7 protein-coding genes are annotated in these 9234 nt (G+C 73.1%); 1 reads left to right on the forward strand and 6 read right to left on the reverse strand.

The features are described from left to right. Nucleotides 1-607: 607 nt before the first annotated feature. A complete protein-coding gene (locus tag GWK61_RS49825) occupies nt 608-1084 on the reverse strand; it encodes a nitroreductase family deazaflavin-dependent oxidoreductase (RefSeq protein ID WP_194920814.1) in 477 nt (158 codons plus the stop codon). A 110-nt stretch (nt 1085-1194) separates the two neighbouring features. Continuing rightward, the gene (locus tag GWK61_RS49830) at nt 1195-1950 is read right to left on the reverse strand and encodes an AraC family transcriptional regulator (protein ID WP_194920816.1); all 756 of its coding nucleotides are present in this window, start codon (nt 1948-1950) and stop codon (nt 1195-1197) included. A gap of 142 nt (nt 1951-2092) precedes the next feature. Between GWK61_RS49830 and GWK61_RS49835 the strand changes: the two genes are divergently transcribed. Beyond that, a complete protein-coding gene (locus tag GWK61_RS49835) occupies nt 2093-3211 on the forward strand; it encodes an MFS transporter (protein ID WP_228564266.1) in 1119 nt (372 codons plus the stop codon). Nucleotides 3212-3377: 166 nt separating this feature from the next. Here GWK61_RS49835 and GWK61_RS49840 read toward each other — a convergent pair whose 3' ends face one another. The 4 genes from GWK61_RS49840 to GWK61_RS49855 form a co-directional block, all read right to left on the reverse strand. Continuing rightward, nucleotides 3378-5177 carry a DEAD/DEAH box helicase gene (locus tag GWK61_RS49840; RefSeq protein ID WP_194920820.1) on the reverse strand — a complete coding sequence of 600 codons (1800 nt, stop codon included), beginning with the start codon at nt 5175-5177 and terminating at the stop codon, nt 3378-3380. 85 nt (nt 5178-5262) lie between these two features. Further along, nucleotides 5263-7542 carry a xanthine dehydrogenase family protein molybdopterin-binding subunit gene (locus GWK61_RS49845; RefSeq protein ID WP_194920824.1) on the reverse strand — a complete coding sequence of 760 codons (2280 nt, stop codon included), beginning with the start codon at nt 7540-7542 and terminating at the stop codon, nt 5263-5265. Then, nucleotides 7539-8102, reverse strand: coding sequence for a (2Fe-2S)-binding protein (locus tag GWK61_RS60305; protein ID WP_194920825.1), 564 nt, complete (start codon nt 8100-8102; stop codon nt 7539-7541). Before GWK61_RS60305 ends, GWK61_RS49845 begins: the two co-directional genes overlap by 4 nt. A gap of 88 nt (nt 8103-8190) precedes the next feature. After that, nucleotides 8191-9234 (reverse strand): FAD binding domain-containing protein (locus GWK61_RS49855; RefSeq protein WP_194920827.1); only part of this gene is annotated, 1044 nt, incomplete at its 5' end.

Genomic DNA, 9234 nt, shown 5'->3' on the forward strand with positions numbered 1-9234 from the left:
GGTTTGGGGCGGGGGGCGGCTTTGCTGTATGTGCGGTTGTTTGCCGGTGCTGGGTAGCAGGTTCGGCAAGCTGACCGGGTTGCGTTTTTTCTGTGGTTTACAGGCGATTTTTACGGCTTCGCCAAGGGTTGGATGGCCTCGCAGGGGACGCAGTTCGGTTGAGCAAAGTGCGTCGCGCTGGCGGCCCCCGGTTGTGCGCGGACACGACCGCGCGCCGGTCCGAGTCGCTGCGCCAGTGCGCTGGCGGCTCGCCGTTTTCGCGTCCACGACCTCGCATGAGTCCGAGTCACTGCGCACGCGTTTGGTCTGGCGGGTGGCGGCCGCGTTTGGTGGGTGCGTTGAGGCCTCTGGCGGGCCTCCTCGACGAGGGGGCGACCCGCGCGTCCGGCTGTTTGCCGGCGGTCCGCGGCTGTTCGGCTTCCTATCCGCTGTTGCCTGCGTCGCGCTGGTTGGTGGCGGTGCTGCTTGTGGTCGCCGGGCTCTGGGTCCCTCGCCGCGTCATCGCCGTAAACGGAACCAGCCCGCTGACGCGGCGAGGGACCCAGAACCAACACCCCGCGTGGTCTGGTCGGACACGGCGAACCACACCACCGGCCCGACTACCGCCTCACCGGGGCGTCAGCTCGAACACCCGCAGCTCGCGGCCGCTGCGCTCGGTGTACACGTCGAAGTTCGGCCAGGTCGTGGTCAGCACCGGCCAGATGGCCGTGCGCTCGTCGCCCTCCAGGAGCCTCGCCGTGACCGGGATCTTCTTGCCCTTCACGGTCAGGGTCGCCTCGGGGGTCGCCATGAGGTTCAGCGTCCAGACCGGGTGGTGCTCCTGGCCCCAGTTTGAGCCGGTGAGGTAGTACTTGCCCTCGTGGCCTACGTAGAGCAGGGGCACGGAGCGCTCCTTGCCCGTCTTGCGGCCCACCGTGGTGAGCAGCAGGCCGGTCAGGCCTGAGGGGCTCATGGCGCCGACGCGGCCGCGGGTCGCCTTGTACAGGACGCGGTCCACGTGCGGGAGGGTGCGTTTTCCGACCGCCACGAACCAGGGTTGGCGGGCGAGCGTCTGGGCTGTGCGCTTCAGTCCCTTGGGGGTCATGGCGCGGAGTATGTCATCTGACGGGCTATCAGAGAAGGCCGGGCCGGGTGACTGCGGGGCGGCGGGGTGGCGGGGTGGCGATTGTTGGCAACCTCATCACAACCGTCGATCTACCCCGTCGGCGGGTTCGCACTCGCCCGGTAGCGCCTCGGCGTCGTTCCCAGCGCCTTGCGGAACGTCTCGATGAACGCGCTCGGGGTCGCGAAGCCGCACGCCGTCGCGACCGTCGTCACCGCCTCGCCGGTCGCCAGCAGCGCCATGGCGTGCTGGAGCCGCAGCTGCGTGCGCCACTGCGGGAAGGTCATGCCGGTCTCGGCGCGGAACAGGCGGCTGAGGGTGCGCTCGGCGGCGCCGGCTTCGCGGCCGAGGGCGGCCAGGCTGCGGTCGTCCGCGGGGTCGTCGGCGAGGGTGCGGGCGATCGTCGCGAGGCGGTCGTCGCGCGGCCAGAGCAGGCGCAGCGGGAGTTCGTCGACGGTGCGCAGCCGGTCCAGCGCCACCTGTTCGAGGGTGCGGCGCTGTCGGGGGCCCGGGTCCTCGGTGGTCAGGGCGACGATCACCTCGCGCAGCAACGGATCCACGGCCAGGACCGTCGGGCTGTCCAGGTGGAGCGGGTTGGTGCCGGCCGGGAAGATCAGGGTCCGCATCTCGGTGGGCCCGTGCGCCCGGTGCGCGTGCGGGACCCGGGCCGGGATCCAGGCGGCGCGGTGCGGCGGCACCATCCACACTCCGGCAGAGGTGGCGACCTCCAGCATCCCGCTGAGCGGGTAGACAAGCTGGTTCACGTCGTGGTCGTGTCGTTCCACCTGCTCGCCGGGCAGCAGGGGGCGGCGGGTGGGGCCGGTGAGGACCAGGCGGATTTCCGACATCAATCGGCAGGATATCGGAAGCCGGACAGGGTCGCGCGGCGCGATCGTGGAGGCCATGAGCCTGATCGCACCAAAAGCAGTGGAAGAACCGGAAGCGCCGGAGGCACGGGATCCAGCGGGCCCGCGCAGTGTCCGTAGCCGCATGGCCGTCTGGGGCATCGCGCACGCCGTCGACGACCTGTACCAGGGCCTCGTCCCCGCCAGCGTCCCCTACTTCGTCCTGGAACGGCACTACAGCTACCTCGCCGCCTCCGGCCTCACGCTCGCCGCGACCCTCGGCAGCGCGCTCCCGCAACCGGCGATCGGCCTGGCCGTGGACCGGTGGCGGCTGCCGCGGCTGGCCGCGGTCGGCGTCGCGGTCGCTGGGACGGGCCTGGGCCTCTCCGGCCTGGCGGGCCCCTACGCGCTGGTCTGGCTCTGCATCCTGATATCAGGGCTCGGAGTCGCGATGTTCCACCCCGCGGCCGGCCGCTCCGCCCGCGAGGCCGCCGGGGACAGCGCCACCGCGATGAGCATCTTCGCGGCGGGCGGCAGCGTCGGCTTCTTCCTGGCGCCGGTGCTGGCGACGCCCGCACTCGACGCGTGGGGCGTCGGCGCGACGGCCCTGTTCATCCCGCCGGCCTGGCTCATCGCCTTGGTGCTGCTCAAGAAACGCAGCGGCACCCGGCACGCCCACGCGACGACGGCCGGCGGCCACGACCGCTGGGGCCCCTTCGCCGCGCTGACCGGCATCGAGGTGGTCCGCTCGGCGACGTTCTTCGGCATCAACACCTTCATCGAGCTGTACTGGCTCAAGCACCTGCACGCTTCCCGCACCCTCGCTGGCGCGGCCCTGGCCTGCTTCCTGGTCGGCGGCGTCGCCGGCACACTGCTCGGCGGACGCATCGCCGACCGCGTCGGGATGGTGCGCACGGTGCGACTCGGCGGCGCGCTGACCGTGCCGATGCTGCTCGCGCTGCGCGTGTGCCCCGGCAGCGTCACCCCGCTGGCGTTCGCCATACTGACCGGGCTCGCGCTCAACATCCCGTTCGCCGTGCTGGTGAAACTCGGCCAGGACTACCTGCCGGGCCGCCCGGGCACCGCGGCCGGCGTCACGCTCGGACTCGGCGTCAGCGCCGGCGGTCTGCTGGCGCCGGTGTTCGGGCTGATCGCCGAGCACAGCGGACCGCAGGGGGTGCTCACGGTGCTGTGCGCGGTGCCGGTCACGGGTCTGGTCCTTGGCTTGCTACTGCGGGAACCCGGTGATGTTCAACAGCGGTGATGTTCAATCGCGGTCATGTTCAACAGCCCTGTGACCGTCCAGGACCTGGCAGCGCGGCTCCCCGAACCGGAGGAGCTGCGCACCACCTGCCGCGCGTTCGGCGTTGTCGGAATCACCGGCTAGGACTGGCTGTTCGGACCAGCGACCAGCTACCACCAACCAGCGCCTAATACCCACCCTCGGCAGCCCACCGCCGCACCATATCGATCCGCTTCTGCAACTGCGTCGCCGTCGCCTGCGCCACCGCCGGACCGCCGCACGTCCGCCGCAGCTCGCCGTGGATCGTCCCGTGCGGCTTGCCGGTCTTGTGGTGCCAGGCGCCGACCAGCCCCTGCAGCTCCTTGCGAAGCTCCAGCAGCTGCTTGCGCGTCATCACCGGACGTTCCTCGGCCCCGACGATCGCTTCGGCCTGCGAGCGCAGCAGCGCCTTCTTCCGCGCGCTGCTCAGGTGCATCTGCTGCCGCTTGGCCAGCAGGACCTTGATGTGCTCCGGATCCAGCAGCCCCGGCAGCCCCAGGTACTCCGCCTCCTCGCGCGAGCCGGGGTCGGCCGGGAGGCCGAACTCCGCGCCGTCGTACAGGACCCGGTCGAACTCGGCCTCGGAGTTCAGCGCCTGGAAGGTGAAGAGCTCCTCTTCGTAGCCCTGCTCCTTCTCGGTGCGGTTGGCCTCCGCGAGCAGCGCCTCCTCCTCGCCCCACACGTCCTCGGTCGTGGTGGCCTGGGTCGGCTTGTCCAGCGCGTGGTCCCGCTGCTTCTCCATCTCGTTCGCGAACTCGAGCAGCATCGGGATCGAGGGCACGAACACCGACGCCGTCTCGCCGTGCCGCCGGGCCCGCACGAAGCGGCCGACGGCCTGCGCGAAGAACAGCGGCGTGGAGATGCCGGTGGCGTACACGCCGACCGCCAGGCGCGGGACGTCCACGCCCTCGGACACCATGCGCACTGCGACCATCCAGCGATCGTCGCTGTCGGTGAACTCGGAGATGTTCTTCGACGAGTCGGGGTCGTCGGAGACCACGACCATCGGCCGCTTGCCGGTGATGTCCTTGAGCATGTCCGCGTAGGCCCGCGCCGCGCCCTGGTCGGTGGCGATGACCAGCCCGCCGGCGTCCGGGATCCCGCGCCGCACCTCGCGCAGCCGGCGGTCCGCGGCCCGCAGCACCTGCGGCATCCAGTCCCCGGCCGGGTCCAGCGCGGTGCGCCAGGCCTGCTTCACCGCGTCGTTCGTCATCGGCTCGTTGAGCTGCATGGCGATCTCGTCGCCGGCCTTGGTGCGCCAGCGCATCCGGCCCGCGTACGACATGAACACGACCGGCCGCACGACCCCGTCGGCCAGTGCGGAGCCGTAGCCGTACGAGTAGTCCGCGATGCTGCGGCGGATGCCCTCGTTGTCCGGCGCGTACGTCACGAACGGGATCGGGTTCGTGTCCGAGCGGAAGGGCGTCCCGGTCAGGGCCAGACGCCGGGTCGCCGGCTCGAAGGCCTCGTACGCCGCCTCGCCCCAGGACTTGGAGTCGCCGGCGTGGTGGATCTCGTCCAGGATCACCAGGGTCCTGCGACCCTCGACGCGGTTCCGGTGCAGCATCGGGTGCGCGGCCACGCCGGCGTAGGTCACCGCGATGCCCTGGTAGTCCCGCGAAGTGCCGCCGGTCACGCCGCTGTAGTTGGGGTCGATCTTTATCCCGACCCGGTGCGCCGCCTCAGCCCACTGCGTCTTCAGGTGCTCGGTCGGCGCCACGATCGTGATGGTGTTCACCACGTGCCGGTCCAGCAGCTCCGTGGCGATGCGCAGGGCGAACGTGGTCTTGCCGGCGCCGGGGGTCGCGACCGCCAGGAAGTCCCGCGGCTCGCGCTCCATGTACTGGTCCAGCGCCGCCTGCTGCCAGGCCCGCAGCCGCCCCGCGGTGCCGCGCGCGGCCCGGTCGGGGTAGGACGGGGACAGATGGGAGGCCGCCGAGATGCTCACGGTTCCTCCTCTTGTTCCACCCGCTTGCCGTACCTTCTCACGCCTTCGAACGCGCGGTCCGTAAGGACCGACCCCCGAGATTACCTCACCCGAGAACCCACCACGCGCGATCGGGTCGCAACGGCAGTCGAAGCGGTGACCCACCCTGCGGATCGCCGACGGCGTCCCGGATCGCGGCCAGCACCGCGGCCGGGGTCGCCATCACCGACAGGTCGCCGACCGGCTTCATGCCGCCCAGCGGCGGCGCGGCGACCGGCAGGCCGTCCGGGCCGATCTCTTCCTTCGCCTCCTCGGCGGTCTCCAGCAGCGCGGCGACCACGATTTCCGGGGCGTCCATCGTCGAGGGCTCACCCCAGCCGAAGGGGAGGTCCGAGCCCTCGGACAGGACGAAGCCCGCGCCGGCCACGGCTCCGGAGGCGACGCGGTGCACGGCCCGGTCCATGACCGCGACCCGGCCCGCGTCCTGCGCGATCGCCACCTGGATCACGTTCACCAGGCCGAGTTCGGTGTCCACGTCCACCACCGCGCGCACCGCGCCGACCGCGACGCTGGCCGCGTCCGAGGTGCCGGTCAGGGCCGGCATGGTCACCATGCGGAACTCGCCGTCGCCGCGCACCACGCGGCCGGACTGGAGGCACTGCCGGTAGGCGTCGTCGAGGGGGAGGTGGAAGACGTCGTCGTGCGAGACCAGATAGCCGTCGATGACCTTCAGCAGCCCGCCGTCGATGCCGATCTGCTCGGCCAGCGACCGGAAGAGCTTGGCACGGGCCTGTTTCGCCGCCGCCTCGACCGCACTGCCGTGCACCCACGCCGGATGCGTGACCGCCGACGACGACGGCAGCGAGCCGGGGTCCTCAGGCGCCCGGACGGCGACCCGCTCCGGCGCGATGCCCAGGGTGCGCTCGACCGTGACGCGGATCAGGTCGTGCAAGCCCGAGCCGGTCTCCACGGCCGAGCAGGCCACGGTCGCGGCCGGGCCCTCCGGGCTCATCGAGACCAGCACGACGGCGGTCGCATACTCCCCCAGCTGCGTCGGGTTCGACAGGTCCGCCATGCCGAGCGCGACGCCGACCCCGCGCCGGATCCGGGTCAGCTCCCCGGTCCGCCCGACGGTTCCCGGGTATTCGCGGATGTCCGGTCCCGGCGGGAAGTTCGGCATCGGGGTGTCGAGGATCTCGTGCAGACAGTCCGGGATCGGCACCGGGGCCGCGGCCGGTTTGCCCAGCGGGTCGCTCGCGTCCGGGACCAGGTCGCCGGGTCGCAGCAGATTGCGAAGCCGGACCTCCAGGCCGCCCAGGCCGACCGCCGAACCCGCGGCGTCCATCTGCGCCTCGTAGGCCGCGCACGTCAACGCCCCGCCGCCGCCGCGCACCCGGCCGGTCGGCGGGTTGTTCGTGCGGACCACGCGGCCGGTGACCCGCACGTTCGACACCCGGTACGGCCCGACCGCCAGCCGGCAGGCCTCCTCCAGGATGTCGATCGTGGTGGAGGCGTAGGCGCCGCCGTCGAGCAGGATGTCGGCCTCGACCGCGACCAGGCTCCCGTCGTCACCGACCACGTGCCGGTAGCGCAGCTGCGCCGCCGGACGCCCCGGATGTGCCGGGGCGTCGCGCGGGACGACCGCCTTCACCGGCCGGCCGGTCGCCATCGCCAGCAGCGCGGCCTGCACCTGCAGGCCCACGTCCTCGCGGTGGGTGTCGGCGCCGCCGACCCGGGTCGGGATGACGTGCACCTTCTCCACCGGCAGGCCCAGGCACTGCGCGACCACCTCGCGGTCGCCGCGCGGGGAGACGGTCGCGACGTAGATCTCGATCCCGCGCTCGCCGTTGGGTACCGCGATCACCACGGCCGGGGCCGCGGGCCGGGAGGCGACGCCGTCGAAGACGTACTCGCCCTCGACGATCTTCCGCCCGGCGGACTCGGCGCTCGCCGGATCGGCCAGCGTCGCCGGGTCGGTGCCGAAGGCCAGGGTGGTGGTGTGCAGGACGTTGCCGTCCGGGTGGATCGGCGCCGCCGTCGAGGCCTGATCCGGGTCGTGCAGCGGCCGCAGCGGGTCCCAGATCACGCGCACCCGCGCGGCGGCGGCGCGCGCCAGCGCCGGGTGCTCGGCGGCCACCACGGCCACCGGCTCGCCGATGTACCGGGCCACGTCGGCGGCCAGCACCGGCTGGTCGATGGAGCGCGGGCCGTGGAAGTTGTAGCCGGGCAGGTCGGCGGCGGAGAGCACGGCGTGCACGCCGGCGATGGCGCGCGCCGGCCGCATGTCCAGGCCGCGGATCGCGGCGCTGGCGTGCGGGGAGCGGGTGACGCCCATCCAGAGCATGCCCTCGGCCCGCAGGTCGGCGGGGAACTTGGGCTCGGTCACGCGGGCTCCCCGGCGTCGAACACGAACGCCGGCATCTCGCCGGAGTCGGAGATCCCGGGTCCGGCGGCGCCGGCGTCCCCGACGCCGGCCTCCCCGGCCCGGGCCACCGCCTCGATCCAGCGTCCGGACTCGGCGCAGCGGCAGACGATCCCGGCCAGCGCCTCCCGGATCGCGGCGGGTCCGGGATCGGCGTTGCGGTGCAGCAGATCGGTGATCGCGACGGTGAGCGCCGGGGCGCAGAATCCGCAGGGGCTGGCGTTGGCGGCCTCGACCGCCTCGCGGGCCGCTTCGAAGGCCGCGTCCTGGGGCGTGCGCACGTCCCGGTCCGCCGCGGCGACCGCGGGCACCAGGCAGGCCGCCGCCAGCCGGCCGTCGAGCGTGACCAGACAGGACCCGCATTCGCCGACCGCGCAGCCGTCGCGCGGCTCGTCGAGGTCCAGGCGCTCGCGCAGCACCGCCAGCAGCGAGTCGCCGATCCACACCTGCGGCACCGGATATTCGTGCCCGTCGACGCGCAGCGTCAGGCCCACGGCCGGCCATTCCACCGCCGACTCGCTCACCTGTGGCTCACTGGTCCATCCCCTTCGCCCGGCGGCGCCGGCGGATGCCGGCGGCCCAACACGTCCCACTGTCCTACTGAACTACCGGCTACCGGTCCTGGTTCCGCGCCTGCTCGGCCCGCTCGACCCGCTGCTTGGCGCGCTGGAAGTCGGCCCGCTTCTGCAACTCCCGGACCTGGTCCAGCCAACCCAGCGGCGGCAGCGCACGCAGCAGCGCCCGGCGGGCGCAGATCTCCACGGCCTTCCGACGGTACGGGTCGCCGCCCCCGCCGAGCGTGCCGCTCCCGTCGCCGTAGACGAGCGAGTCGGCGACCAGGCGGCCGAAGGTCTCGTAGACGGTCGGGTCGGCGATCGCGCCGGCCTCCCAGTCCACCTGCTCGGCCAGCCAGCGGTCGGCGTGGTCGGCGCGCAGCAGGGTCGGCAGCCCGCCGCGGCCGGTGCCGGACGGCAGCGCGGCCAGCGCCATCGCGCCGACGACGCAGGTCGCGCTGCGCCGCGCCGGATCCACGGCCAGCATGATCGACAGGATCGAGCGCGAGATGCCGCCGCGGACCCCGATCTTCATGAAGCCCTGCATGCCCTCGACGACCGGCACCCGCGCGCCGACGACGAGTTCGCCGGGGGTGAGCTGCGGGACGCCGTCGCGGTCGTAGAAGTCGGACACGGAGACCGTGCGCACGCCGTCGGCGGAGGCCACCAGCACGGACGCGCCGAGCGCGGCGAGCACCACCGGCAGGTCCGCCGAGGCCGGGCCGACCACCAGGTTGCCGCCGAGGGTGGCGGCGGCGCGGATGTGCGGCGCGCCGATCGTCCGCGCGGCCTGGTTCAGCGCCGGGACCTGCTGGCGCAGGTCGCGCTGCTGCATCTCGGCCAGCGTCAGGCCGGCGTGCAGCAGCACCTCGCCGGGCCCGGTCGACCAGCCGCGCAGTTCGGCGCAGCGGTGCAGGGTGAGGACCGCGCCGGGGTGGCGGCGGCCCTGGGTGATCTCCGGCATGGCCACGGTGCCGCCGGCGATGATCATGGCGTCCGGGTACTCGGCCAGGACCTGCACGGCTTCGACCACGCTCTGCGGGCCGAACAGGGAGCGCGGGGCGGCCACGGGGGATCCGGCCAGGCCGGGGCTGACCCGCGC

The organism is Catenulispora rubra (assembly GCF_015356825.1).
GTDB classification, from domain to species: Bacteria; Actinomycetota; Actinomycetes; order Streptomycetales; family Catenulisporaceae; genus Catenulispora; species Catenulispora rubra.